General features: G+C 38.6%; 25 protein-coding genes and 2 riboswitches. Of the genes, 7 read left to right on the forward strand and 18 right to left on the reverse strand.

The window, feature by feature from the left end:
* Window positions 1-72 precede the first annotated feature (72 nt).
* Window positions 73-843, forward strand: a complete 771-nt coding sequence (locus AAV98_RS14295) for a divergent polysaccharide deacetylase family protein (RefSeq protein ID WP_060666229.1) — start codon at window positions 73-75, stop codon at window positions 841-843.
* Window positions 844-898: 55 nt separating this feature from the next.
* Here AAV98_RS14295 and cbpA read toward each other — a convergent pair whose 3' ends face one another.
* The 7 genes from cbpA to AAV98_RS14330 form a co-directional block, all read right to left on the reverse strand.
* A complete protein-coding gene (cbpA, locus tag AAV98_RS14300; protein ID WP_060666230.1) occupies window positions 899-1,537 on the reverse strand; it encodes a cyclic di-AMP binding protein CbpA in 639 nt (212 codons plus the stop codon).
* Window positions 1,538-1,666: 129 nt separating this feature from the next.
* The gene (locus AAV98_RS14305) at window positions 1,667-3,004 is read right to left on the reverse strand and encodes a CoA-disulfide reductase (RefSeq protein WP_060666231.1); all 1,338 of its coding nucleotides are present in this window, start codon (window positions 3,002-3,004) and stop codon (window positions 1,667-1,669) included.
* 343 nt (window positions 3,005-3,347) lie between these two features.
* A complete protein-coding gene (locus AAV98_RS14310; protein WP_060666232.1) occupies window positions 3,348-3,881 on the reverse strand; it encodes a 1,2-dihydroxy-3-keto-5-methylthiopentene dioxygenase in 534 nt (177 codons plus the stop codon).
* 18 nt (window positions 3,882-3,899) lie between these two features.
* Window positions 3,900-4,538, reverse strand: a complete 639-nt coding sequence (locus AAV98_RS14315; RefSeq protein ID WP_060666233.1) for a methylthioribulose 1-phosphate dehydratase — start codon at window positions 4,536-4,538, stop codon at window positions 3,900-3,902.
* Window positions 4,535-5,194 (reverse strand): 2-hydroxy-3-keto-5-methylthiopentenyl-1-phosphate phosphatase, encoded by a 660-nt coding sequence (locus tag AAV98_RS14320; RefSeq protein ID WP_442853686.1) that lies wholly within the window; start codon window positions 5,192-5,194, stop codon window positions 4,535-4,537. The genes AAV98_RS14315 and AAV98_RS14320 overlap by 4 nt, the downstream gene beginning before the upstream one ends.
* Window positions 5,195-5,196: 2 nt before the next feature.
* Complete coding sequence (mtnW, locus tag AAV98_RS14325) at window positions 5,197-6,441, reverse strand: 2,3-diketo-5-methylthiopentyl-1-phosphate enolase (protein WP_060666235.1); 1,245 nt, start codon at window positions 6,439-6,441, stop codon at window positions 5,197-5,199.
* 74 nt (window positions 6,442-6,515) lie between these two features.
* Window positions 6,516-6,621, reverse strand: a riboswitch (SAM riboswitch).
* 230 nt (window positions 6,622-6,851) lie between these two features.
* The gene (locus AAV98_RS14330) at window positions 6,852-8,024 is read right to left on the reverse strand and encodes a pyridoxal phosphate-dependent aminotransferase (protein ID WP_060666236.1); all 1,173 of its coding nucleotides are present in this window, start codon (window positions 8,022-8,024) and stop codon (window positions 6,852-6,854) included.
* A 98-nt stretch (window positions 8,025-8,122) separates the two neighbouring features.
* Between AAV98_RS14330 and AAV98_RS14335 the strand changes: the two genes are divergently transcribed.
* The gene (locus AAV98_RS14335; RefSeq protein WP_060666237.1) at window positions 8,123-8,905 is read left to right on the forward strand and encodes a carbon-nitrogen family hydrolase; all 783 of its coding nucleotides are present in this window, start codon (window positions 8,123-8,125) and stop codon (window positions 8,903-8,905) included.
* Window positions 8,906-9,166: 261 nt separating this feature from the next.
* Here AAV98_RS14335 and cspD read toward each other — a convergent pair whose 3' ends face one another.
* Window positions 9,167-9,364, reverse strand: coding sequence for a cold-shock protein CspD (gene cspD, locus AAV98_RS14340; RefSeq protein ID WP_010192350.1), 198 nt, complete (start codon window positions 9,362-9,364; stop codon window positions 9,167-9,169).
* 316 nt (window positions 9,365-9,680) lie between these two features.
* Window positions 9,681-9,840, forward strand: a riboswitch (SAM riboswitch).
* Window positions 9,841-10,345: 505 nt separating this feature from the next.
* On the opposite strand from cspD, the gene mtnK reads away from it, so the two are divergent.
* The gene (gene mtnK, locus AAV98_RS14345) at window positions 10,346-11,542 is read left to right on the forward strand and encodes an S-methyl-5-thioribose kinase (RefSeq protein ID WP_060666238.1); all 1,197 of its coding nucleotides are present in this window, start codon (window positions 10,346-10,348) and stop codon (window positions 11,540-11,542) included.
* Window positions 11,543-11,545: 3 nt separating this feature from the next.
* Window positions 11,546-12,595, forward strand: coding sequence for an S-methyl-5-thioribose-1-phosphate isomerase (gene mtnA, locus AAV98_RS14350; RefSeq protein ID WP_060666239.1), 1,050 nt, complete (start codon window positions 11,546-11,548; stop codon window positions 12,593-12,595).
* A gap of 42 nt (window positions 12,596-12,637) precedes the next feature.
* Here the strand turns inward: mtnA and AAV98_RS14355 are convergent, their stop codons facing one another.
* From AAV98_RS14355 to AAV98_RS14365, 3 genes are all read right to left on the reverse strand, one after another.
* A complete protein-coding gene (locus AAV98_RS14355) occupies window positions 12,638-13,216 on the reverse strand; it encodes a DUF2087 domain-containing protein (protein WP_060666240.1) in 579 nt (192 codons plus the stop codon).
* 746 nt (window positions 13,217-13,962) lie between these two features.
* Complete coding sequence (locus AAV98_RS14360; RefSeq protein ID WP_060666241.1) at window positions 13,963-14,448, reverse strand: methylated-DNA--[protein]-cysteine S-methyltransferase; 486 nt, start codon at window positions 14,446-14,448, stop codon at window positions 13,963-13,965.
* Between the two features lie 29 nt (window positions 14,449-14,477).
* Window positions 14,478-16,688, reverse strand: a complete 2,211-nt coding sequence (locus AAV98_RS14365) for a PAS domain-containing sensor histidine kinase (RefSeq protein WP_060666242.1) — start codon at window positions 16,686-16,688, stop codon at window positions 14,478-14,480.
* Between the two features lie 333 nt (window positions 16,689-17,021).
* Between AAV98_RS14365 and AAV98_RS14370 the strand changes: the two genes are divergently transcribed.
* Complete coding sequence (locus AAV98_RS14370) at window positions 17,022-18,785, forward strand: B12-binding domain-containing radical SAM protein (RefSeq protein WP_060666243.1); 1,764 nt, start codon at window positions 17,022-17,024, stop codon at window positions 18,783-18,785.
* Window positions 18,786-18,790: 5 nt separating this feature from the next.
* Here the strand turns inward: AAV98_RS14370 and AAV98_RS20325 are convergent, their stop codons facing one another.
* The 3 genes from AAV98_RS20325 to AAV98_RS20830 are packed head-to-tail and all read right to left on the reverse strand — an operon-like array spanning window position 18,791 to window position 19,298.
* A complete protein-coding gene (locus AAV98_RS20325; RefSeq protein ID WP_156317790.1) occupies window positions 18,791-18,961 on the reverse strand; it encodes a hypothetical protein in 171 nt (56 codons plus the stop codon).
* A 14-nt stretch (window positions 18,962-18,975) separates the two neighbouring features.
* A complete protein-coding gene (locus tag AAV98_RS20600) occupies window positions 18,976-19,131 on the reverse strand; it encodes a hypothetical protein (protein ID WP_060666244.1) in 156 nt (51 codons plus the stop codon).
* Between the two features lie 35 nt (window positions 19,132-19,166).
* Window positions 19,167-19,298, reverse strand: a complete 132-nt coding sequence (locus AAV98_RS20830) for a hypothetical protein (protein WP_269433470.1) — start codon at window positions 19,296-19,298, stop codon at window positions 19,167-19,169.
* An 81-nt stretch (window positions 19,299-19,379) separates the two neighbouring features.
* Between AAV98_RS20830 and AAV98_RS14380 the strand changes: the two genes are divergently transcribed.
* Window positions 19,380-19,733 carry a DUF3905 domain-containing protein gene (locus AAV98_RS14380; RefSeq protein ID WP_060666245.1) on the forward strand — a complete coding sequence of 118 codons (354 nt, stop codon included), beginning with the start codon at window positions 19,380-19,382 and terminating at the stop codon, window positions 19,731-19,733.
* A gap of 51 nt (window positions 19,734-19,784) precedes the next feature.
* Here AAV98_RS14380 and AAV98_RS14385 read toward each other — a convergent pair whose 3' ends face one another.
* Window positions 19,785-21,143, reverse strand: coding sequence for a TrkH family potassium uptake protein (locus AAV98_RS14385; RefSeq protein ID WP_060666246.1), 1,359 nt, complete (start codon window positions 21,141-21,143; stop codon window positions 19,785-19,787).
* A gap of 160 nt (window positions 21,144-21,303) precedes the next feature.
* Here AAV98_RS14385 and AAV98_RS14390 point away from each other — a divergent pair, with 160 nt between their 5' ends.
* Window positions 21,304-21,492, forward strand: a complete 189-nt coding sequence (locus AAV98_RS14390) for an alpha/beta-type small acid-soluble spore protein (RefSeq protein WP_060666247.1) — start codon at window positions 21,304-21,306, stop codon at window positions 21,490-21,492.
* Between the two features lie 76 nt (window positions 21,493-21,568).
* On the opposite strand, the gene AAV98_RS14395 is transcribed toward AAV98_RS14390, so the two are convergent.
* The 3 genes from AAV98_RS14395 to AAV98_RS14405 form a co-directional block, all read right to left on the reverse strand.
* Window positions 21,569-22,759 carry an anti-sigma factor domain-containing protein gene (locus tag AAV98_RS14395; RefSeq protein WP_060666248.1) on the reverse strand — a complete coding sequence of 397 codons (1,191 nt, stop codon included), beginning with the start codon at window positions 22,757-22,759 and terminating at the stop codon, window positions 21,569-21,571.
* The gene (gene sigI / locus AAV98_RS14400; RefSeq protein ID WP_060666249.1) at window positions 22,728-23,510 is read right to left on the reverse strand and encodes an RNA polymerase sigma factor SigI; all 783 of its coding nucleotides are present in this window, start codon (window positions 23,508-23,510) and stop codon (window positions 22,728-22,730) included. Before sigI ends, AAV98_RS14395 begins: the two co-directional genes overlap by 32 nt.
* 782 nt (window positions 23,511-24,292) lie before the next feature.
* Window positions 24,293-25,381, reverse strand: a complete 1,089-nt coding sequence (locus AAV98_RS14405) for an SDR family oxidoreductase (RefSeq protein ID WP_060666250.1) — start codon at window positions 25,379-25,381, stop codon at window positions 24,293-24,295.
* Window positions 25,382-25,427 lie beyond the last annotated feature (46 nt).

Consider the following 25,427-nt stretch of genomic DNA (forward strand, 5'->3'; position numbering starts at 1 on the left):
TTCACTTCTTACCACTTAGTTATGCAAATTTTGTCGAATCAATAAAACATAATTAGACAAGTAGGTGCAAAAATGAAAGTAATATTAGTTATCATATTGAGTAGTATGTTTATCTTTGTCCCTTCTATTAATACTTATGCCGAACAGCTCCCTAGCAATAAGGTGGCCATTGTTATTGATGATTTTGGCAATAACATGAAGGGTACCGAGGAAATCCTCCATTTACCGGTACCGTTGACTGTAGCTGTCATGCCTTTTCTTTCTACTACCCAACAAGACGCTGAATTGGCCCATCAATTAGGCCACGAGGTAATCCTTCACCTTCCCATGGAACCAATGAAAGGTAAAAGAAGCTGGCTAGGACCAGGTGCCATCACCTCCAATCTATCTGATCAAGAAATATATAAAAGAGTAAATGACGCCATTGATTCTGTACCTTACGCTGTAGGCATTAATAACCATATGGGTTCTAAGATTACTGCCAATAAGCGGATTATGAAAATTATTTTAGGGATCTGTAAAGAGCGAAACCTATACTATCTAGATAGTAAAACAACCAAAAAAAGTGTCGTGGCAGAATTAGCCACAAAGTTGGGGGTTCCATACTTAGAAAATGAGTTATTCTTTGACGAAGTATACACCACTAACCATATTGTAAAACAAACGAATCAGCTCATTAAAAAAACAGAGGTGGATGATTCTATCATAGCCATTGGCCACGTTGGAATCGCAGGGGAAAAGACAGCAAGTGTCCTAAAGCAATATATCCCGAAATTGCAAGAAAAAGCGGAAATTGTCACATTGTCTAACATTCTAATTGATAAAGAAATTTTGCTGCATTAAGAGGATTCTACTACGAACAAAGAGCAGCCTCCAAATTGGGGGACTGCTCTTCTTTTTATTTTTGCACATCAATTTGATCGACATGTGTGACTCGGAATTCTTTTTCTCCGAGTTTCTTCACTAATTTGTTTACCTTTTCTTGCGGTAATTCAGCTGGTAAATTGACAATGATTCTACGCAAATATTTCTCTCCATTGTCAAGTGTGAGCATTCCGTCGATATTAATGTCCTTTAACATGGAAACAAGGTCCTTGATTGCCCCTTTGTGCTCAATCGTAGCGATAGTAAGGGTATAGCCACCTGTTTTCATACCAAATGAATCAGCTAGGACATCCATGACGTTCGCATGCGTCAGTATCCCTAGAAACTCATTTTCCTCATTTAGGACTGCGATAAAAGGGAGTCGTTTAATTGTGAAAAATGCTTTAAAGAATGAATCTTCTTCAAATATAAAAGCATCTTGGCTTTTGACCAGTACTTCTATTGAATCATCAGGGCTCCCTTTTTGTTCGTATAGATAATCCAGTAAATGCACTTTATAGACTAGGCCTAAAAATGTATTCCCATCATTTGAAAGTATAGGTATACATCTGTAGCCTGTATCCTTGATTTTCTCATAAGCTTGTTTAATTGTGTAAGTTGGTTCACAGAATTCTACATCTTGCTTTGGCACAAAATTGTAGCGGACCTTCATGTCTCTCACTCCTTAGGCAAATTCTCTCTAGAATATGTATGTTATAAAACTATTATAACAGTAGCATATTCGCCTTCTAAGGTAAAGAAAATTCATAATATTAACGCAATTTATTTATCATGAAACAGATTACTTAGCTGCATTAGCTGCAATTTGTACGGCATCCCATACGGTAGCATATGGAGGAGCATAACACAAATCCAACATGGCGATTTGCCTGGTTGTTAACCCGCATGTAATAGCTGTTGCATAAACATCCAGTCTCTTGGCGATAGATTCATCCTTACCAATAAGCTGTGCTCCCAACAGTTTTAGTGATTCTTTTTCATATACAAGTTTGATATGGATGTTTTCTGCCCCAGGATAATAAGAGGCATGATTATTTGTTTCAATTACGACTTTTTCAACATCTAGGTTTTCCTGTTCTGCTTGTTTTTCAGTAATCCCGGTCATAGCTGCCGTCCATTCTAGAATTTTGACCACATTCGTTCCGAGTATTCCATCAAATGTAGAAGGGATGCCTGCAAGATTGTCTGCGACCACCCTTCCATGTTTATTGGCAGTCGTACCTAGGGCTATGTTTACTGGTTTATTTAATAATAGGTGATTGCTCGTTGCACAATCTCCCGCAGCATATATAGACTGAATGCTCGTTTCCTGATGGGAATTAACGATAAGCGCGCCGTTTTCCAGCATGTCTAACCCAAGTTCTTTAATAAAATCCGTGTTTGGTTTTATTCCTATATTAACAATAACCGCGTCGACTTCGTAAGAATCTTTGTCCGTTACGATGCTTGTCACTTTCCCTTCAGACATTTTTAGTTCCTTTACTTCTTCTCCTGTTCGGATTCCAACTCTATCTTGGAGAGATTCAGAAATTATTTTTGCCATATCCTCATCATAATTTGGCAGGATGTGATTTTGAAGTTCTATGACAAACACCTCTTTGCCAAGCTCTACCATGGTCTCAACAAGCTCCATGCCAATATAGCCTCCACCAATGATACCGACTTTCTTAATTCTTTCATCTTTATAAAACTTACGCATTTGGATTCCATCATTTAATGTCTTCAATGTATGAACATTGCTTGCTTCTTTTGGAATAAAAGGCGGAAGGATCGGTTTGGCACCTGTTGAAATCAAAAGTTTATCATAGTTTACGTACGTTTCCTCTCCGGATTGAAGGTTCTTTACCTTCACCCTTTTGTTTAAGGCATCTACTTTTGTTACTTCATGATGGATATGAACCTCTATATCTCGTTCTTCAAATTCTTTTACCGTTCTCGCCAGCAGATCTTCATGAGATTCTGTCACACCAGATATGTAATAAGGCAATCCACACGCCCCGTATGAAACATATTCATCTTTTTCAAATACGCTAATTTTTACTGTTTTATCTAGTCTTCTTAGTTTGGAGGCAGCACTCATTCCCCCTGCAATGCCACCAATTATCACCACATGTTCCATTTAGCCATCCTCCTAAATCTATCTCTGATTTCTTACCATTATATTCCCTCTTGATAGGTAAAGTAGTCATATACAAAAGAAAGAATTTTAGTGGTTTGCTTATTCACCCTTATGGATTTCCGCAGATGGCTTCGCTTTCCTTTGGGCCCTGCTGAGTGGAAGGCGCGGAGACACCCACGGTAGGAAGGAACTGGTGAGACCCCTGTAGCGTTGTGTGGAGGTTCACGGACCGCCCCGCAGGCAAGCGAAGCGCCTGGAACGGAGATTAACCGGATTTTACGATTTCTTTCCATAATAATAAAAAACAGATGACCTCGTCTATGCAAGGGCATCTGTTTTTTTATTAGTTATTTACTTCCTCTTTTTCATAAATTGGTACCCAACCTTCTGTAGTAACGAAGATTCGAACAGCAACTACTTTACGATCCTCCATTAAGGTGAAATAATGTCGGACATTAGGAGGGACAGAGATCAAATCACCAGGTTCCAATTCAACATCAAAGAAAGTACCATCCTTTCCTTGAATGACAAAAATACCATGTCCGCTGACAATGAAACGAACTTCATCATCTGTATGATGGTGCTCTTTATTGAAGTTTTGAAGTAGTTGCTCGAGGTTAGGTGTTGTCTCAGATAATGAGATAACATCTTGTGACTTGTACCCTCTTTTCAAGGAAATTGATGCAATTTCCTCTTTAAAAACCGTCAAAATTTCTTCTTTATTTTCGTCTGATAGGGAGAAATTTTCTTGGAGGTAAGAAGGTAATTTTGCTATGTCCCAGTTTTCATAGATTACTTCGTTTTTGTTTAAGAAATCTTCTACTTTTTCTTTCCCTACGACTCTCTCATTTGTTTCATGCAGTCTGATTTCTGCCATGTTACATTCCTCCTTGGGTTAAATAGATATTTTTGGTTGAACCAAGTTTTTTACACTTAGTAATTTTAAATGATAGGAGAATAAAAACTCCCAGGCTTCTAAGTATTTTTTTGCTTCAAAGGCTGTTCTGCCCCAGACGGTGATACCATGATTTCTGATGAGAACAGCGCCAACATCACCTTCAATAAATGAAGCAAATTCATCTGCTAGTGTTGGAATGTCTGCATGGTTTCTAATGATTGGGATTCTTACTTCTGCATCTTCCTCCCAAATACCGAATGCTTTAATGATTTCCTGCCCTTTAAATCTAATTTCCCCGTGATCACCGTATAGTTCAGATATAACATTATTGTCTATCGTATGGACATGTAAGGAGCAACCAGCTTTGGTTTTCCGGTAAACTTCGAGGTGCAGTAATGTTTCTGCTGAAGGCTTCAAATCCGTATTCTCAACGGCTTTTCCTAATTCATCCACAAGCAGGAAATCTTCTGAGGTTATCTTTCTTTTATCCTTGCCACTAGAGGAAACCAAGAATTGCAGCGGGGTACCTGATACTTTGATAGAAAGATTTCCACTTGTACCAAAGAACCAATCACGCAAAGCCAACTCTTCCTTTACCTCAGAAAGTTCTGTCCATTTCTTTAAAAACTGGCTCATGCAGTCACCTCCCGTTTCTTTAAAATATCCATTACATCATAAAAGGTTTTGAACGGAGAAAAGGCGATGGAATGCTCCTCACACTTTTTAATCAAAAAGTCTCTGGCAATGACTTGATCCGCTAGTTTTGCCGCCTCTAAATCGGTAATGGAATCTCCAATCACAATTTTATAGGTTTCTGAATCGGCAAGATTCCTGATAATGGATGGCTTGCAGCAGCCACATTCATTGTTACATTTCGCATCACATGCATGCGGCCAAAGGATATTAATTTTTTCTCCTGAAAAATCGGCCCGGTTGCAATAGATGTTTGTTTCTTCTATCAAGCCTGCTAAAAGTGGTTCCACAAAGAAATCAATACCGCCAGATACAATATAAAGTGGTATTCCCTCTTCTTTGGTGTAAGCCACAAACTCCTTGAAGCCATCGCGTATCTCCGCATGGGCTACTATATATTCCGAAATAACCTCTTTCTGTGCAGTAGGAAGTAGGGAAAACATCTTCCCTACCCCTTCTTTAATGGAGATTTGTTGGGATAATACGTTATTTTTAATGTCGTCCCATTCTTTTGGTGCAAATTTTTTCATGATCGCAATGATATTGTCACTATTAGTGATGGTTCCATCAAAGTCACAAAAAATCATCTGCTTATTGATTGTCATGTTGTAACCTCCACACTTCCCCATTGCTTAATGGCAACTTCCAGCTCAGGATGCTTTTGTGCGTAACTTGCCAGTGATTCCCCAGACTTAACTGCATCTACTGCTTGACGGAAAGCTTTTACCCCTGCTGCTCCTCCAAGCTCATGCCCGTGGACACCTCCTCCTGCATTAATGACCGCATCATTTCCAAAATCTTGATAAAGTAGCGGAACTAGTCCAGGGTGTATCCCAGCTGATGGCACAGGAAGGGGCGCTTTAAACTGATGATCAGATACCGTTAATGCATCTCGTATTCCGAGTGCTTGTTCCTTTGGCAGCGCAACACTTCCGTAAGGAGAAGGGAATAAGGAAAAGTCGGCTCCTGCATAACGTAAAAGTTTTCCTAACAATAGTTCATTTGAGATGCCATAAAATTCCGATGGGGTCACCGCTCCGCTGACAGCAGGGTGTGCCATAATTGGAATGGATACTTCCTTGTCTTCAGCCAAACTTTGTAGTGTATCAAGACCATAAGCAAAAACATTGAATAATAGAATATCAGCACCTAATTCTACAGCCCTTTTCGCTTTATCTTTAAGTTCTAGCGTACGGCCTGTCAGGTTTACCGCATATCTTGCGCGATGACCTGTCTCCTCTTTCACTTCCTCTAAGATCCTTCTGCCTTCGGTAACCCTATTGACAAATGGAGTTAGTTCGTTATCAAACAATATTTCGTCATCTTTGATGAAATCGACTCCCCCGAGTGCTTGCTCCTTCAACTGTTGCGTGTGATAAGCAAGGTCCCTGCCAATTACCCCTTTAAATATACTCATGACAAATGGTCTATGATATACGCCGGTTATGGAGCGAAGCCCTTCTATTCCGAAATTAGGTCCCGGATATGCTCGCTTCAGGTCATTACTGAATTCAAGATCAATCAACTTTATCTCCCCGTCCAGTGATAGCTTGCCAAATACCGTGGTTAATATGGCTGGAAGGTCATTGCTGAAATTAAAACTGGGGTATGCAATTTGAACGATGCCGCGTGTTACCGTTTTTCCTATATATGCATCCACTCTGTCACTTGAAGAGAGTTTTTTCACGCTAACTACTCTGCCTTTATGCTTTTTTAGCTGCTCCTGTTCGAGCTGCGGGAGGTCTGTCCAAGACCCGATTGTAAGTCCGAGTGCAATTCCTTCCGCCTTTTTTTCGAGATTGCCTTTTTGGTCATGTACCAGATAGGTTGCTAGAATTTCTGACATGATGTACACCCTTTCTATCTATGATAAAATACAAAAAACCTCTTCGATAAGAAGAGGCTCGTCTATCTAACGTCCTCTTATCTATCAGCATTTTGCTGCAAGATTTAGCACCGTGCTTACTTGAATAAGTCGGTTGCCGGGTTTCATAGGGCCAGTCCCTCCACCTGCTCTTGATAAGATTGGATAATATAAATAAATTTATAAATTCTATTATTCACCGCTGTTGATTTCCGCAAATGGCTTCGCTTTCCTAGGGGCGCTGCTGGAGCCTCCTCGGCTTCGCCTGCGGGGTCTCCACCTAGCGCTATCTCCCTCAGGTGTCTTCGCTTTTTCTCCAATCAACAGCTAAAAATTTTACTGAATTCTAGTTGAGATTATGCCATTATTCTGACTTTATGTCAACAGACTATTCAGAAAATCTTTAACTCTCTGATTCGTTGAACTGCTTCTTGTAATCTTTCTTTACTTGTTAATAAGCCAACGCGTACATATCCTTCTCCATAGGTACCGAAGCCAATACCAGGAGCTACAACCACATGTGCTTCTTCTAGCAGTTTGTCCGCGAACTCCTCAGAAGTATAGCTTTCAGGAACTTTTAACCATGCAAAGAAGGAGCCTTTTGGTGCTTTCACTTCCCAACCAATTTCCTGCAACCCCTGTATAAGGACATTACGTCTTTCCTCATATAAATCTACCAGTTCTTCTACACAAGTTTGTTTATCTAACAATGCAGTAGCAGCCGCCTCTTGAATGGCTCCAAAGATACTAACATACATATGATCCTGTAAAAGATTAATAGCTTTGATTACACTTTCATTCCCTACTGCAAACCCCACACGCCATCCTGCCATATTAAAAGTTTTCGACAAAGTATAGATTTCAATACCGACATTTTTTGCCCCAGGTGTCTGCAAGAAACTTAGCGGTTTTTTACCATCAAACCCGATAGCACCATAGGCAAAATCATGCACCACACAAATATCATGTTCCATTGCAAGTTCTACTGTTTCCTTAAAAAAAACAGAATTCGCCACAGCTCCTGTCGGATTATTGGGATAATTGAGGAACATGAGCTTAGCAGCTTTTAAGACTTCCGGATTAATGTCTTCATAGCTTGGTAAAAAATGATATACTTCTTTTAAAGGCATGTATTCCATTTTAGCTTTCGCCAATGCTACACCAGACCAATAATCCGGATAGCCCGGGTCTGGGACAAGTACGGTATCCCCTTCATTTAACAAGCACTGGGGAATTTCCACTAGTCCCGCCTTCCCACCAAAGAGAATGGCTACTTCTGTATCTGGATTTATGTCAACATCGTATTCTCGTTTATAAAAAGTTGCTATAGCTTCTTTAAAAAATTGGTGCCCCTGAAATGGGGAATATTTATGATGATTTGGTTTTTCTACCCCTTCCTGTAACGCTCTTACAATATGTTCAGGAGTTGGCTGGTCCGGGTTTCCTTGGCCTAGATTGATGACATCGTGTCCTTGTTCCACAACCTTACCCACTTTTTCAACCAATGAAGCAAAGAACTGTTTAGGCAGTGTATTTAATAATTCAGATTGTTTAAATTCTTTCACCTTTTTCACCTACTTAAAAAATTCTTGAAATCCTAGTCACAAATCATATATTGTTAGATTCAACTTGTAAAGTATTTTTTCAACGGGGGGATAAACTAATGAAATGGAAAGTTGCTTGTATTCAATTGGATGTAGCCTTCGGAGATCCCGAAGCAAATATAGAAAAGGTATGTGAACTTTTGACTGTAGCAGGCAAAGATCGTCCAGATATCATCGTTCTTCCTGAACTTTGGTCCACTGGTTATGATCTAGGCCGCCTTGATAAAATAGCAGATTCCGGTGGTTTTGTTACAACCAAATTCCTTAAATCGGCTGCAAAAGAACTAAAAACGCATATTGTTGGCGGTTCTGTTGCCAAAAAAACGAACAAAGGTATTTATAACACGATGATCACTGTCAATAAAGACGGAGAAGTAGCAGGAGAATATAGCAAATTGCACCTTTTCCGCTTAATGGACGAGCATCATTTCCTTCAACCCGGGAAGACAGATGGAATGTTCGAGCTGGACGGACAAACATGTGCAGGTTTTATTTGCTATGATATCCGTTTTCCTGAATGGATTCGTGCGCATACCACCAAGGATGCAAAAGCAATCTTTGTTGTTGCAGAGTGGCCTTTGGCAAGAGTTGACCATTGGCGTACCCTTCTTATCGCGCGTGCTATTGAAAACCAATGTTACGTCATTGCATGTAACCGTTCTGGTGCTGATCCGAAAAATGCTTTTGCTGGACACTCGATGATTATTGACCCTTGGGGAGAAGTTGTAGCGGAGGCTGGAGAATCGGAGGAAATCATTACAGCAGAGATAGATTTGGCGAAGGTGGAAGAAGTAAGAAAAAGAATCCCAATCTTTGAAGATAGAAGACCACAATACTATTAATCTAGGTTTGTTAAATTACACCGCTGTGGATTTCCGCAAATGGCTTCGCTTTCCTAGGGGCTGACGTGAGCCTCCTCGGCTTTGCCTGCGGGGTCTCCACCTAGCGCTAGCTCCCGCGGGAGGAAGGGACAGGTGAGACCCCGCAACGGAGGATGCTCACGGACCAAGAGAAGCGCTTGGAACGGAAATCGACTGTATTACTCTTTCAAATTTCAAAATAAAAAGGACTCCGCGATGGAGTCCTTTTCTATTTGGCTAGCATTATTTTGTAACGTTAGCAGCTTGAGGTCCACGAGCACCTTCAACGATTTCGAAAGATACTTCTTGACCTTCTTCTAAAGTTTTGAAACCTTCGCCTTGGATTGCGGAGAAGTGTACGAATACGTCGTCTTGACCTTCAACTTCGATGAATCCAAAACCTTTTTCTGCATTAAACCATTTTACTTTACCTTGTAACATGTTTGTTCCTCCTTGTGGCTAAACCACGTAAATATTACTATTCTTGCTCTTTCAAACATTTCAAGACGAAAACGTGTTTCTGACTTTCCATATTCACGAACAAAAATAATAGTTTAATAATAACAGGTGCCTATCATTTTTTCAAGGTTTTAACCAAACAATTCATACAATTCGATTTAATTCTTTGAAAAATTAATTATCGGTTCAAAAATAATTCCAAAAAAATTATTGACAATTTTCCCAGCCCCTTGGTATTATTTTCATCAAGCAATAATTTTCAAACAATTTTATACATTCGCAATTAAATGATTGCGATCTCTTATCAAGAGCAGGTGGAGGGATTTGGCCCGATGAAACCCAGCAACCGACCGTAATACTGTTGTGAGACAGGGCGTTACACATGTGTGGACGCCGAACGAAAATGTTCTTAAGGCACGGTGCTAATTCCAGCAGAAATTATTTCTGGCAGATAAGAGGGGAGAAGTCTACTCTTCAAGCCTCTTTCTTATGGAAAGGGGCTTTTATTTTTGAATGGCTCTGTTGGAACATCGCTGTTGATTTGCGCACCGGGCTTCTCTTATTAAAGGCGCTTGCTGAGCCTCCTCGGCTTTGCCGAGGCCACTGAAAAACTGATAACGTAGAATTTTTATTTATTCCTAGCTGTTGATTGAAGCAAAAGGTGAAGACTCCTGAGGGAGATAGCGCTAGGTGGAGACCCCGCAGGCTTTGCCGAGGAGGCTCACGTCAGCCCCTAGGAAAGCGAAGCCGTTTGCGGAAATCAACGCGGTGTTTATAAAAATACGAAAATCAAGTCTTTTTAAGTGGCCTCGCTTTGCCTGCGGGATCTCAGCAAAGCGCTACCTCCTGTAGGAGACGTCGCCCTTTGCTCCAATCACCAGCTAGTGACCACTATAAATCAACAGAGCTTTTTGAATGAATAATCGCCCCGCTCATTATAATTTTGACACGGGGGTAATGACTATGACAATTACAGCAACTACTGAATATGAGCCGTTAACGGATTCATCCGCTATTACTTTAGCCAAAGACCTAAATTTTTTTAAAGATGGTGCACGCTTGCATTGCCGTGAAATTGGTGATGGAAATCTAAATTTGGTTTTTCACATAAGAGACGAAAATAATACAGGGATAATCATAAAGCAGGCTTTACCTTATGCCAAAATTGTCGGGGAAAGCTGGCCGCTCACCTTGCACAGGGCAACGATAGAAGGAAATTATTTAAAAAATGCCGCTACATTGGTTCCTAATCTAGTTCCAAAAGTCTATTATACGAACGAAGCTTTAGCGATAACCATTATGGAGGACCTTTCCCATTTAGAGATTGTTCGAAATGGTTTTATTAATGGAAAAGACTTTCCTCTTTTGTCAAATCATATTGGGGAATATTTGGCAAAAACACTATTTTACACTTCTGATTTTGGATTAAATCAACAAGAAAAAAAGAAGCTGCAGCAGTCATTCGCAAATCCAGAGCTTTGCAAAATTACGGAAGATCTTGTTTTTACAGATCCATTTTTTAATAGTGAGACTAATGACTATGAGCCAGAACTGCTGAATGCAATGGAGGAGATTTGGAAGGATGAGGATCTAAAGCTTGAAGTGGCAAAGTTGAAATACACATTTTTGACAAACGGAGAAGCACTTCTACACGGAGACCTCCATACAGGAAGCATCTTTGCAAATGATATTGATACAAAAGTTATTGACCCAGAATTTGCATTCTTCGGACCGATTGGCTTTGATGTTGGGCAGTTCTTTGCCAATATCCTATTACAAGCAATCACTAGGGATGTTAGTCAAAGGTCTAGTATTACTTCCCACCTGAATCAAGTATGGGAAGGATTCACTTCCACTTTCTCAGATTTATGGAAGACAAAAAGTGTGGAATATTACTCACAAACACTAGGCTATTTGGATTTCATCCTGAAAAAAGTCTTTAAAGATGCTATTGGCTTTGCCGGATGTGAGGTTATCCGTCGAACGATTGGGCTGGCTCATGTAGCCGACCTTGATACCCTTAAGCCTTATGAACGTAGAATTTCAGTAAAGCAACAAGCTTTGTTACTAGGGCAAACACTGGTTAAAAATGCTCCTACTATCCGAAATATCCAAGATGTAGAAGAAATACTTGAAATTAATACAAAAAGGAATGTTTGAATTATGACAGTCACTACTAATCTACCGCTATCAGTTGAATGGAAAGACACATATATTCGTTTATTAGATCAACAAAAATTGCCACAGGAGACTGTATTCATTGATTTGCATACCATTCAGGATGTCTATGATGCCATAGTCACCTTAAAAGTAAGGGGTGCGCCTGCCATTGGCATAACTGCTGCATACGGCCTTGTTCTTGCTGCAAATTCATATACCTTGACTAGTTTACTTGATTTTCAAGATTATTTAAAAAAGCACCGGGATTACCTGGCGACTTCTCGACCAACTGCTGTGAATCTTTTTTGGGCAATAGACCGCATGGTACAAGTATCCATGCAGGCTTCTTCTGTGAACGAAGCAAAAACAAATCTTGTACATGAAGCGATTCAAATTCAACTAGAGGATGAAGCGACATGCAGACTTATCGGAGAACATGCTCTCTCCTTGTTCCAAAAGAATGATAAGCTCCTGACCATATGTAATGCTGGATCTATCGCCACTGCACGATATGGAACCGCATTAGCTCCATTTCATTTGGCAAAAGAAAATGAATTTCCTATCAGTGTTTTCGCCTGCGAAACAAGACCAGTTCTACAGGGGGCCCGACTAACTGCCTGGGAACTGCAACAATCAGGAGTGGATGTAACATTAATCACAGATAACATGGCTGCACATACGATTAAGACCAAAGAAATTTCTGCTGTTATCGTTGGAGCTGACAGAATCACTGCCAACGGGGATACTGCAAACAAAATAGGCACTTATGGTCTCGCTATTCTGGCTAAAGCCTTTGGTATTCCATTTTACGTAGCCTCACCTTTATCGACGTTTGACTTATCTAAGGAAACTGGAGAGGAAATTGAAATTGAAGAAAGAAGTTCTGAGGAAATCACCCATTTGGGAGGAAAACAGATAGCACCCGATGGTATTTCGGTATTCAATCCTGCATTTGATGTAACCCCCAATGATCTGATTACCGCCATCATTACTGAAAAAGGTATCATCAAAGGCAACTATTCCAAAGTGATTCCTACACTTTTTGAAGATTGATATTCATGAACCCTAAGTTCTATTAGCTTAGGGTTCTAAGTATTATTTCGCCCACATTTCAGCAGGGTTTAATTCGTAAATTCCTGCTTCTCTATACATGTAATGATTAATAATGAATTCCCTGCGAATCGTTGCATAGTCCTCATGGAATTGTTTGATGTGTTCATTAATTTCCTTTTCGCTGTATTTTTTACCCATTTCCAAGTCTTTTAGGATATGTTCAAAAACAATTAGTTTCTTCTTTCTTTGCGCAGGAATGGTTTTCAATGTCCCATCTTTGGCAAGGAAATTTTGCAAGATCTGCTCCCTCTCTTTTTGCTCTTCCATCGTCCTCTCCCCTTTCCCACTTCTTTCTAACACGATAAAAAGACCTTCACTATGTTGTCTTAAAGCCTTTGAATTTAAATAATAATAGACCGTGTTTTTTTCTCTTCTTTCGTACACAGCACTTACTTCTTTAAGCTTAGAAATATGATGGGAAATCGTCGGGGGCTTTACCCCTAATCTTTCTGCTAATTCTTGTCCACTTAATGGTTCTTCCGTGGATAACAAGACAAGCAGTTTTATTCTAGTTGTATCTCCCATTACTTTGTAAAAGTTAACGAGTTTATCCAGTTGCAGAATAGTTCACTCCTTCACCTTATATTAGATGTTCATCTAATTAGATGATAATCTAATAACAAGGTAAAATCAACCTTTTTTCTCATTTTTCTTTAATATTGATCCTTTTTCTTCCACACTAATGATATTAAGCTTGGCTAATACTTCCGCATAAAAAATGAGCTTACTATTTTTCCCCATTTTTATCATCTCCATTTTTGCCCTTGAGCAACTTTTTTAGTCTTAGTAAATTATATGAAGAAGAAGAAAAAATGATACACACATACAACTTTTAGAAAAAAAAAAACAAACGTCAGGTCTTTTTTAGTTAGTCGGTTATTCACCGCTGTTGATTTCCGCAAACGGCTTCGCTTTCCTAGGGGCTGACGTGAGCCTCCTCGGCAACGCCTGCGGGGGTCTCCACCTAGCGCTATCTCCCTAAGGAGTCTTCGCCTTTTGCTCCAATAAACAGCTATAAATTACAAGGACAACATGTTACTGCATTTTCATTTATTTCATTTTAATGTTTTTCACAAACGCTTAAGAGAATGAAGTCTCCTTAATGATACGAGTGGAAGCCGCGCAGAAACCCGCGGGAGGAAGGGACAGGTGGGACTCCTTGTCGCAGTAAGGGAGGCTCATGGACCGCCCGCAGGCAAGCGAAGCGCCAAGAACGGAAATCTACGGGTTTTTTTCTTTCTTTTTTCATAAAAAAGTACGATAGCATAAATGCTATCGTACCTTGTTGTAACTTTATTTTTTTTGCACTATGCCCATGCGCCTTCTAATCTTAACAGTTCTTCTTTCATTCCAATTTTATCCCCTGCATAACCTACCAGCGCTTTATTCTTACCAATGACACGGTGGCAAGGAATGACAATCGGAAGCCGATTTCTTCGATTCGCTTGTCCAATTGCTCTGACTGCTAATGGTCTGTTAATTTCTATAGCAATATCCTGATAACATTTCACTTCACCATAAGGAATGTTACACAACGCATTCCAAACTTCCTCTTGAAAAGGGGTACCGTCCAAATTATAAGGTACTTCAAATGAGGAACGACTGCCCGCAAAATATTCTTGAAGTTGGGATATCACCATCTGACAGGTTGGATCTTCAGGGGCAAACACGTAAAGACCATCTTTGCTGTAATTAAGAAAATCTGCATCAAACTCTATCCTAACCAAATGATCCATACGACATATTACGTAAATAGTACCGATTGGAGTTGGTGTGCTACTGTACTGGTACATGTTAAATACCCTCTTTCTTTTCAGCCAATTTAAAGATCAGTTGGAGACCCTATTGGTAATTTTATATGGAAGGTAGTACCTTTGCCGACTTCGCTGCTGACTTCAATGGTACCATTATGTTCCTCTACAATTTTATAGCTTACCATAAGTCCCAACCCTGTTCCACGTTCCTTTGTTGTATAAAAAGGTTCTCCAAGCTTCTTCAACTTATCTTCCGGGATACCGATTCCTTCATCCCTAAACGAAATCAGAACCTGTTCTCCTTCTATCTTTTTTACATCCACTGACACAGTTCCACCGCTAGGCATCACTTCTATTGCATTTTTTAAAATATTGATAAAAACTTGTTTTAATTGATTGGGTTCACAATAAATATCCGGTAACCCTTCTTCAATAAAACTAATAAACTGCACATTCTCAAGGGATGCTTGTGCACTTAACAAATCAAGGGTTTCCTTCATAATAACTGAAATATTTTTTCTTTGATAAGAAATGGCTTGTGGCTTGGCCAATACGAGAAATTCAGTAATGATGGATTCAATTCTCTTTAATTCAGAGGTGATAACATCAAAATACATGCCATATTGGTCTTCATTCATGCTGTTTTGTAAAAGTTGAATAAATCCTTTTAGAGCTGTCATTGGATTTCTTATTTCGTGTGCAATCCCAGCAGCCAATTCTCCCACAACCGTCAGGGTATCAGACTTTCTTAGCTGATCTTCCATCTCCCTTTTTTCGGTTATATTTCTAAAGATCGTCATGTGCAATCCTTCAATAACATGCTTCTTGGCAGAGTATTCAATGATCTGTACTCCACCCTCCCCTTCCATACATAATTCTCCACTTAACTCTTCGCTTTCTGGACATTCTCTCCACTGAGCTTGGAGGTCCTTCAGCTGATCTTTTGGAATGTACCAGTTAAGCTGATTATTTATTAATTCTTCTTTAGACAGACCCATTATTTTGCTTGCATTAGGATTGGCATCTATCACATCGCATCTATTATCCCATAGAAGGATACCGTCCATGGCATTATTAAAGATCTTTCTAAATTTTTGTTCGCTTTCTCTTAAGTCTTTCTCCATCTTCCTTCTTTCGCTCACATTTCGGAAAATAATCATATTGTAACCATCTATAATTCCTTTGTTGGCGGTGAATTCAAGAAGTTTTTTCTGTCCATTGGGCATATGGAACTCGAGTTCTTCTCGAATTTCTCCCTTTGCTCCGAACTGTTTTACAATGGAGAACACTCTTTTATCTTTCTTTGGAACAAATTCATGAAGCTTTGAACATACCAATTCATCAAGCGGCAATTCAAAGGCTCTGCTTGCCGCAGGGTTCGCTCGTTTTATATTCCCATTATTATCTACTAATACAATTGCATCTAAAGCATGTTGGAACATCTCTCTAAAACGCTCTTCGCTTTTTTTGAGTTGCAGCTCCATATTGCGCTTTTCTGTTACGTCTCTCATTATTGCTAAATAATACTCGTCATAAATATTGGCGGTGATGGTCACTTCAAATGTTTTATGCTCACCTGAATGAAGCACTACGGGCAATTCGCCCCTAACCCTTCCATGACTATCTAGAAGATTCCAAATTTTCGTCATCTTATATTGGAAACCATCTTGCAAAAAGTCATCTAATTTTGATTGCAAAAGATCTATTTTAGTCATGGCAAAATTAGAACAGAATGCAGGGTTAACATCGATAAATAAGCCCTTTCTATCAAATACGACAATCCCGTCCACCGCTCTATTTATTACATCATGATACATTTGTTTACTTTTGCTTGATTCCTTTTCTAATTGTTTCTTAGCCGTTATGTCACGAATGATACATATATCCAGCCCGCTTTCGTCCGGATTACGAACAGCTGAATATTCCACAAATTTAATTGTTCCGTTATCTAAACGGACAATCAATTCATTTTTTAACTCTCCTAATTCCGTTAATTGCGCTTCCTGGTACTCCACTTCCTCTTTTGGCATTAGCTCCAGAAAATCATGTAATTTTCGACCTAATAATTCCTCTCTTGGCATTTCAAACAGTTCGCAAGCTTTAGAATTCACTTGAAAGAATTCAACATTTTCATTAAATAAAATTATGGCATCATTGGCATGTTCAAATGTAAGTTGCAAAAACCTGTTTTCCTTTTCCAGCAATTGAAGTTTGTCAGTTAGAGTTTCTATTTCTGCCTCCAACTTTCTGGTTTCTTCCTTTACCATGTGTTGGATCATGACCTTCCCCCACTTTTATTATATTTACATTCTTTTCTCAAAGATTATTATTATTGACGACAGACAGATAACAAATTAGTAAAAAACATTATTAATCAACCACTCTTTATTCTTCTACATACCTCACCATAATTCCTTTGTTCTACATTTAACGCAATAAAAAAGTCATTTCAGAAATCATTTTGTAATAATTCCAGATTTCCTGTTGATAATGGAAGAGAGGAAAGATTTACTAGACCGTGGAAAAAGACACGAATGTATTACTCACCTTATTTAATTGTGATAAACTATATTAGTTATAGAATTTTTCAATAGGAGTTTGATGGATTTATAATGAAAATAATTGCCACTACATTAAACGCGAAATATATCCATACCAATCTTGCCATTCGCTACTTAAAAGCTTATGCAGAGCCGGATTATACAGTAGATTTAGTTGAATACACGATTAAAGATCCGGTGATGAATATTGTGTCGGACCTTATCCAAAGAAAACCGGATGTTATCGGTTTTAGCTGTTATATATGGAACATTGAAGAAACAATCAAAGTTATGAGCATGTTGAAGAAAATTAACCCAGAGCTCATCCTCGTTCTCGGTGGACCTGAAGTAACGTATGATGTGTCGGAATGGCTTGACAGGTTGACGGACGTTGATTTTATCGTTCTTGGGGAAGGTGAAATTACTTTTAAACAACTGCTTCAAGAATTAGAAGGTGAAAGAAACTTCGAGTCCATCAGTGGCTTGGCTTATCGAGATGGAGAGCACAAAAAAATATCTCCTCAACGAAATAAAGTAGATTTAAAAGAACTACCATCTCCATACAGATTTGAGGAGGACCTAGCACAAATTGGCAAACGAGTGACTTACTTTGAGACAAGCAGAGGGTGTCCTTTTAGCTGTCAGTTCTGTTTATCTTCGATTGAAGTGGGAGTTCGTTATTTTGACCGGGAAAAAGTAAAAGATGATATTCGTTTCCTGATGAATAACGGAGCAAAAACGATTAAGTTTGTGGATCGCACCTTCAATATTAGTCGAAGCTATGCTATGGAAATGTTCCGGTTCTTAATTGACGAGCATCTTCCAGGGACTGTTTTCCAATTTGAGATCACTGCCGACATCATGCGACCGGAAGTTATTGAGTTCCTAAATCAAGAAGCCCCTGCTGGATTGTTCCGATTTGAGATTGGTGTTCAGTCGACCAATGATTCCACAAACGAGCTTGTAATGCGCAAACAAAATTTCGCCAAATTATCTCGTACCGTGACCATGGTTAAAGAAGGCGGAAAGATAGATCAACACTTAGATTTAATTGCCGGTTTGCCGGAAGAAGATTACCATTCATTCAAGAAGACGTTCAATGATGTATTTGCCCTTCGTCCTGAAGAGCTGCAACTTGGTTTCTTAAAAATGTTGCGTGGAACAGGGTTAAGGATCCGTTCAAATGATCATGGATACATTTATATGGACCACGCTCCTTACGAAATTCTTGGAAATAACATCCTTAGCTTTGATGACATCATACGAATTAAGCAAGTGGAGGACGTACTTGAAAAGTTTTGGAACGACCACCGAATGGATGCGACGGTAGAACACTTGGTTACCCATGTGTTTGAAACACCTTTTGACTTCTTCCAAGATTTCGGCGCTTATTGGGATAAACAAGGTTGGGCTAGAATTGGCCATCAATTAGAAGACCTTTACAAGCGTTTGTATTCCTTTTTACATGAAGAAAGGCCATATGCTTTATCCGTAATGGAAACGTTGATGAAGTACGACTATTTACGTCATCAAAAATTCAAGCCACGTAAACCATGGTGGCAGGATCACCTCCAAAAAGAAGATAGAACCAACATTTATAAACAAGTAATGGAAAACCCTGCGTTATTAGGTGACCAATTTGCATCACATAACTTGAACGAAAAAGAACTATATAAACACACCATGGTTGAAAGCCTACAGTTTGATCTTGAACACTACCTTAATCATGGTGAAATCGTTGAAGAGCAAAGCTATGCTGTCGTTTACTTCAATCAAAACACCAACAAAGCAGAAATTTATCCTTTATCATCTAAAACAAGAAAAACTGCTAGCTGATTCAGCTAACAGTTTTTCTTGTTTTTCTTTTTATTATTAGACTCTATTGCATTCTCAAATGCTTTTGCAGCATTGGGATCGCCAAATTCCGGACCAAATTCCTCGTTTAAACTGTCTTGAGAAATAGCATGGTCCGAACTATGTGCCTGTTTTTGTTTTTTCTTTTTTGCATCCATTTTATATAGCCCCCTTATTTACCTTGTCTGCCGTGTTTAGAATTACGGTTTGCGCCTCGGATCATGTCCTCTTTATCATATGCAGCAGAGAATTCCGTATCAGGTAAGCTTTCCTTTGGAGTTTTGTTATTGTTTTTCGCTGCATCATGTGCAACTTTCCTCTTTGTCAATGCAATCACCCCCGTGTTTATAGATTGCCCCTTTGTTATTGTTCACATTCTTCATATGCAATCAAAACTATTTCCTCGCCCATTTCTTCCCTAAGCTTTTGTTCATATTCTGCAATGCGATCAAGTTTATCCTGTGACAGGTTGGCAATTTCAAATTTTTTCGTCATATTTCTTCCCTCCTACTTTTCTTCATACATACTTATTTATTTTAATGAAATGCTAAAACTATACATTCGGAGGTGAAATCAATGTCTGATAAACATAAGTCATTGGAAGTGGATGTTCCATACATGGAAGAAACAATGCCGCATCAGATCAACTCCCCTTCTTTCAAAGGCTCCTATAAAAAAATGCAACCACCTTTTGTTAACGAACATGGCATCGTGATCGGTGACAGCAAATACAATTCAGAAGATTCTCCTCTAAATAACTGGAGCGACGAAGTGGATCCTGCCATAATGGCAGGGGACCAATGGGTACATCCAACAAACGATATCGGGTGGAACTCAGCAGAAAACCGCGAGCTTATTGAAAAATCAAAAAAGCCACAAGGTTTCCCCTTTACACACCCAGATAAAGATGTTAGTTATGATGGAGATTAAAATCTCATAAAAAAGAGACCCACTTAGGTCTCTTTTTTTATTGTTTATGCGTCATCCAATAATAACTCTCTCTATCGGATAATGATAGTTCGGCGGTTTTTGTTTGCTTTCAAGAATGAAAAGGAATGTAAGCAATCCCACTCTACCAATAAACATCAAACAAATAATGATAAACTTGCCTATTGTAGATAGATCAGGGGTAATCCCCATTGAAAGTCCAGTTGTTCCGAAAGCTGAACAGACTTCAAATATGATTTGTATCAACGCAAATTCTTCCGTGACGCTCAGTATAATGATAGCGGATGAACATATTAATATGGCTAGCAAAAGTACGACTAGCGACTTAATAATATCTTCCTCATGTATTTCTCTTCCAAAAATTTTAATATTTTTATTTCCTCTTGCAAAATGAAATAAAAATAAAATATTTAATGCAAATGTGGTGGTCCTAATACCTCCACCAACGGAACTTGGGGATGCACCAATAAACATTAACCCACACATAACTAAGAGAGTAGAAAGGCCAAATTCACTGACATCCATAGTCGCAAGGCCTCCACTTCTTGTAGTAACAGACTGGAACAATGCGTAAAATAAGGACTCATGCCAACTCATTCCCTTAAAATAAGCGTTTGATTCCAGTATTATGATAGCAAGAGCACCAAGAGTAATTAAACAAGCAAACGTTATGCATGTAATTTTCGTGAATAAAGAAAAACGGAATCTTCCATTTTTATGCATGATGAATTCTTTTACTTCTACCAACACCGGAAAACCGATCGCACCGGCAGTAATTAAGATCATGACAATGAATTGTACGAAGTAATCATTTGCAAAAGGAATGAGTGATTGACCGGTAATGTCAAATCCGCCATTAGTCGTCGCACTCACTGAAGCAAAAAAACCTTGAAAATACGCCTCTTGCCACGTATCAAAATGAGATAAGAAATAAGTACCTAATATTAGTGCTCCAAGTAATTCAATCGTGAGAATCAAAAAAAGAATCTGCTTTATCAGCTTAACGATTCCTGACAGATTCGACTGGTTTTGGTCAATCATCATCAGCCTTCTCTCTTTAAGACCTATTTTACGTCCTAAGATAAGCCAGATAAAAGTACCAACTGCCATTACCCCCACACCGCCGAATTGTAGAACAAACGCCAATATAAAGATTCCCGGCACTGTAAACGTCTCTACTGTATTTAACACTGTTAAGCCTGTTACGCTCACTGCACTGACTGCTGTAAAGAGCGCATTGATAAAGCTCCAATCCACTCCCTCGTACCTTGCAACCGGTAGACTAAGCAGGCTTACTGCAATGACGACAGCAATAAAGTAAAAACTAACAATGAGTTGAGCAGGAGATAAATTATTTACTTTCTTACTTACTGAATTTTTTAATGTAGTCATAATTGCCCTTTCACATAACAATAAATCTTAATCAAGTTAACTAATCCCCACTTATATTACAGTATTTGTCTAATACTTTCCAGTATTGATTAGAAAGAATATCTCATACTAATTTTACAGCTTTTATATTGAAAGCTGAACATGAAAAGGAGTGATAAGAATGGCACGTAGCAATAAATTACTCGTACCTGGAATCGAGCAAGCTCTTGACCAAATCAAATATGAGATTGCTCAAGAATTTGGTGTATCTCTTGGTTCTGACACTGCTGCACGCTCCAATGGATCTGTTGGTGGAGAAATTACTAAACGCCTAGTAGCACAAGCACAATCTCAAATCAAAGGTAAATAATTTAATAAGAATGGATAGAACCCAGAGTAAGCTACTCTGGGTTCCAATTATGTAGATTTACAGAGAACAACCGTACCTAATCGTTCTCGTTGTTTTTCCCCTTGTTTTCTTTTTTCCTATCCTCTTTTTTTTCTTCCATTTGGTTTTTTCTTTCTTCTTTTTGTTCCTTATTCTTTTCTTTCCTGTCTTCTCGCTCTTCTTCTTTCTTTTCTTTCCTATCTTCTTGCTTTTCTTTTTTTATTTCTTTCTTTTCCTCTCGCGCTTGTTTCTTTTCTTCTCGTTTCTCTTCCCTTTTTTCTTTTCTATCTTCTTGTATTTCTTTTCTATCTTCTTGCTTTTGTTCTCTCTCTCTTTTCCGGTCGTCCTGTTCGTTCTTTCGATCCTCTTGTCGTTCTTGTTTCTCTAATTTTTGGTGTTCCTGCCATTCTTTACGCTCATATTTATCCGCTTCTTTTTCACTCTTCTTTATTTCTACAAAGTTTGACGGACCATTTTTCTCTTCTTTTGCATTGGTATGCTTAATTTCAAGTGGCTTTTGGTTCAATGGGATAGTTGGTGCAGGTTGTGACTTGGACGTATCTTCCGTGTCAACCAATTCTGTTTTTTGTTCCTTTTGAATGTATTTTCCCGGAGAAATACCCTCTTTTAATGCATCCGACCGCTCTTCAATCGTAGTTTCCAAAGTGGTAATACTGACCTTATCGTCTTGAACTTTTTCCGAGATCGTCGTAATTTTATCTTGCATTAAGGTTTTCCAACTCGAATTTGTTTCATTAGATAACACAGAAGCAATAAGTACTTCACTATTTTCCGTTAAAAAGCCCTTTTGGCGAAAAACATCAAAAATTTGTGATGATACATTGGAGATATCCTGCTTTTCCCAGTCTTTCAATTGGTTAATAATATCTTCGCCTTCTTTATTATAAGCCTCCATAGAAATAACCTTCATATCTTTGTTTATACCAAGTTCAATGCTTGGATTAACGTCAACGGAGACGTACGCATACACTTGGTTATTTGCATATTTAGGATACAGAGTAAAAGCTAAAAGAAGGGCAGTCATAACACTAATCAAGGCCCATTTTCCGCGCAAGCCCCAAGTTAGTTTTACTTTTTTTCCGGTCTCTGCCCTATGCAAAGGAAAAAAAACGATTTCCTCACCTAAATCTACATGCCCCTTTTGTTTTCTTGACTTCAGAAACTCACCCTCAGGGGTCAGAATGGTGACATGTTCATCATGAACTTCGAGCACAATCCCTTTTTTCACTCGTAATCGCCCCTTTTAAATAATCTTTCAAATATATATAATCCCCCGATAATATAATGGAAACGGCAATGATGTATTTTCGGTTGCGCTCTATTGTTTTTCTGCTCACATCTACCAACCCTTCCAATTGTTTCATTGGTAACATTTTCTTTTCAAACAAATGGTTTTTCAGGTCTTGGTTTTGAACGAGTGTATATGCAACCTCAATGGCATTTTGTCTTGCATCTGAATGCTTAGGTGAGCATTCCAAAAGATCTGCAAAGCTAAGGCCAAAATCATTTAAAACCGTTTGATAATACTTTATCTCTTCTCTTCGATGTTCTTGATCGATCTGTTTATTAAATTCTTCTACAGATAACGTAGCTTCTATTTTATTAGAAGCATAATCATCTTGATCTACTTCGTGCTCGGACATTGTCACTGTAAAGTTTTTGCTCTCTTTTCTTATATAGTCAATGACTCTTCGCTTAATGATTAGATCTGCAAAAGAAATCAAGGAGCTGCCTTTGTCTTTGGAGTATTTTTCTATCGCTTCATTAAAGGCTATCAATCCGATACTGAATTCGTCATCCGTTTCACTTATATACCTTTTACACACGGATGACACTGCTTTAGCGATAAAAGGTTTATATTTATCAATTAGATTGTTTTGTAGTTGAATATTGCCAGCTTGTATTTCCAGCACTTCATCTTCAAGAGTCTTTGTGCGTCGTTTGCCGAATTTAAAAAGTAGGCTCAGCACCGGCTTCACCTCTCCTCCTGCTTATCGTAAAACATATAAAAAAATAAATGATTTATAAGCATGTATTAAGAAGGAGGCTTTTTCATCCATAGAAAAAGTCACCTGTCCTATATATAAGGTGTACTTTTATCTATAAAATGTCAATGTAAAAACCTGTTAAGCCGGGACCGGTTGTAATAATAAGTTAATATAAGTAACAATATTCCATTATCAAAATATTCAAAGGTTTCTATTTTCTCTAAAAGTGAGTGTTTTCGTAACCATTCAGTCGTTTTTAGGCGTAATTTCTTGTCCTCCTTTATTGCTTTGGTCAATAATTATTGACTAGTCACTTAAATGTTACGTGAATGTTTCAATCTTTTCGGGGGAGAGACAAAAAATAATTTTAGAATACTTCGAAATACCTACTGTTCTTCTTCCATTAGTTCTTTTGATTCGGATGCTAAAACTTTGGGTGAATGTTTTAACCCTCTGTTCCTATGGGCAAATCGCTTCGCTTTCCTAGGGGCTGACGTGAGCCTCCTCCACTTCGCCGAAGCTTCTGAAAAAATGATAACGTGAAGTTTTTTATGATTCCTAGCTGTTGATTGGAGTGGAAAGCGCGTAGAACCCCTCTAGAGGAAGAGAATGGTGAGAACCCGCAGGCTGCAAGCCGAGAAAGGCTCACGGACCGCCCGCAGGCAAGCGAAGCGCATGAAACGGAAAGCAACCGTAATTTATGCATACATATCTTTTAGATAAAAAAGGGGTTTCTGCTTCTCGTATGTTGGTTCCACCAAATTCAGATACAATTATGATATATGAATGTGTTTCATTTGGTCATATTTATGTTCGTTATAGTACTTTACCATCATTTCAGCTGTTATATGGAAGGGTGGGCAGTTTATATCAGTGTCATCCAGTATATTTCTTGCTTCCCTACAGTCAAAGCTGCCTTTCCATGTGAAATAATCCAATGCTTCTCGTTCCACTTTCAGCCACTTTCTTGCTGTTGGAACACGTAGAAATGTTTTTGCCAATGGTAGCGGGATAGATCCTTTTGGTTCCCTTTTTAAGAACTTCTCCATTAAAACGGTATAGGCTTCTCTTATGGAGATAGGATTAGGGTTGGTCAAATGTAGCGTTTTCCCTTGAGCACGGTCTGAGTGGGCCAGATAGCATGTACTTTTTACAATATAATCTATTGGGACAACATTGAACTCCGCCACTCCTTTACCCAAATGGGGAATTATTGGTGAAAAACGAAGAGATTGAAGGAAATTTAACATTAAATAAGGGCCATCGAACTTTGTTGTTTCCCCAGTTAGACTATGTCCTTTTACAATTCCTGGACGAATAATCGTGATTGGTATCTGTTCTTTTTCTTTATCCACTAATAATTCCGCTAAATATTTTGTTTCCTCGTAATGGTTTTTAAATGAAGCCTCATGTAATAATTCTGTTTCCAGAATCTTCCCTTCCCTTTTTCCAGCGACATATGCGGTACTGAAATAGATAAACCTCTCAAGATTTGTCCATTTCTTTACCCATTCAAGCACCCGCTTTGTTCCGATGACATTCACTTGATAGGCAATTTCTTTTTTTACTGCTAAATCATAAATCGCAGCAAGATGAAAAACATAGTTTGTTTGTTCTTTTACAAGCAGTAGATCTTCCTTACTCATATTTAAATCTGGTTGTGTAATATCCCCTTCGATAAGGTGGAATGTGGTTTTTGGAAATTGTTGTTGATAGGTTTGGATGATAGGCACAGACATGTTTTTTTGAGTTGGCAGTACTAATAAAAAAATAGTGGTGACATTCTCTTGTGTTGCAAGTAATTCACGGACCAGTTCTTGGCAAATGAATCCTGGAAATCCAGTAAAGAAGTATCCACTCATAGTAAAACATCCCTTCCAATAATTATCATACTCATCTTTACCAATA

The organism is Bacillus sp. CHD6a, assembly GCF_001293645.1.
In the GTDB taxonomy this organism is placed as follows: Bacteria; Bacillota; Bacilli; order Bacillales; family Bacillaceae_I; genus Sutcliffiella_A.

Bases quoted from the DNA above. Each gene is read 5' to 3' on its own strand.
- AAV98_RS14295 (WP_060666229.1), top strand. From the start codon at position 73: ATGAAAGTAATATTAGTTATCATATTGAGTAGTATGTTTATCTTTGTC.
- cbpA (WP_060666230.1), bottom strand. From the start codon at position 1,537: ATGAAGGTCCGCTACAATTTTGTGCCAAAGCAAGATGTAGAATTCTGT.
- AAV98_RS14305 (WP_060666231.1), bottom strand. From the start codon at position 3,004: ATGGAACATGTGGTGATAATTGGTGGCATTGCAGGGGGAATGAGTGCT.
- AAV98_RS14310 (WP_060666232.1), bottom strand. From the start codon at position 3,881: ATGGCAGAAATCAGACTGCATGAAACAAATGAGAGAGTCGTAGGGAAA.
- AAV98_RS14315 (WP_060666233.1), bottom strand. From the start codon at position 4,538: ATGAGCCAGTTTTTAAAGAAATGGACAGAACTTTCTGAGGTAAAGGAA.
- mtnW (WP_060666235.1), bottom strand. From the start codon at position 6,441: ATGTCAGAAATTCTAGCAACCTATCTGGTACATGACCAAAAAGGCAAT.
- AAV98_RS14335 (WP_060666237.1), top strand. From the start codon at position 8,123: ATGAAATGGAAAGTTGCTTGTATTCAATTGGATGTAGCCTTCGGAGAT.
- cspD (WP_010192350.1), bottom strand. From the start codon at position 9,364: ATGTTACAAGGTAAAGTAAAATGGTTTAATGCAGAAAAAGGTTTTGGA.
- mtnK (WP_060666238.1), top strand. From the start codon at position 10,346: ATGACAATTACAGCAACTACTGAATATGAGCCGTTAACGGATTCATCC.
- mtnA (WP_060666239.1), top strand. From the start codon at position 11,546: ATGACAGTCACTACTAATCTACCGCTATCAGTTGAATGGAAAGACACA.
- AAV98_RS14360 (WP_060666241.1), bottom strand. From the start codon at position 14,448: ATGTACCAGTACAGTAGCACACCAACTCCAATCGGTACTATTTACGTA.
- AAV98_RS14365 (WP_060666242.1), bottom strand. From the start codon at position 16,688: ATGATCCAACACATGGTAAAGGAAGAAACCAGAAAGTTGGAGGCAGAA.
- AAV98_RS14370 (WP_060666243.1), top strand. From the start codon at position 17,022: ATGAAAATAATTGCCACTACATTAAACGCGAAATATATCCATACCAAT.
- AAV98_RS20325 (WP_156317790.1), bottom strand. From the start codon at position 18,961: ATGGATGCAAAAAAGAAAAAACAAAAACAGGCACATAGTTCGGACCAT.
- AAV98_RS20830 (WP_269433470.1), bottom strand. From the start codon at position 19,298: ATGACGAAAAAATTTGAAATTGCCAACCTGTCACAGGATAAACTTGAT.
- AAV98_RS14380 (WP_060666245.1), top strand. From the start codon at position 19,380: ATGTCTGATAAACATAAGTCATTGGAAGTGGATGTTCCATACATGGAA.
- AAV98_RS14385 (WP_060666246.1), bottom strand. From the start codon at position 21,143: ATGACTACATTAAAAAATTCAGTAAGTAAGAAAGTAAATAATTTATCT.
- AAV98_RS14390 (WP_060666247.1), top strand. From the start codon at position 21,304: ATGGCACGTAGCAATAAATTACTCGTACCTGGAATCGAGCAAGCTCTT.
- AAV98_RS14405 (WP_060666250.1), bottom strand. From the start codon at position 25,381: ATGAGTGGATACTTCTTTACTGGATTTCCAGGATTCATTTGCCAAGAA.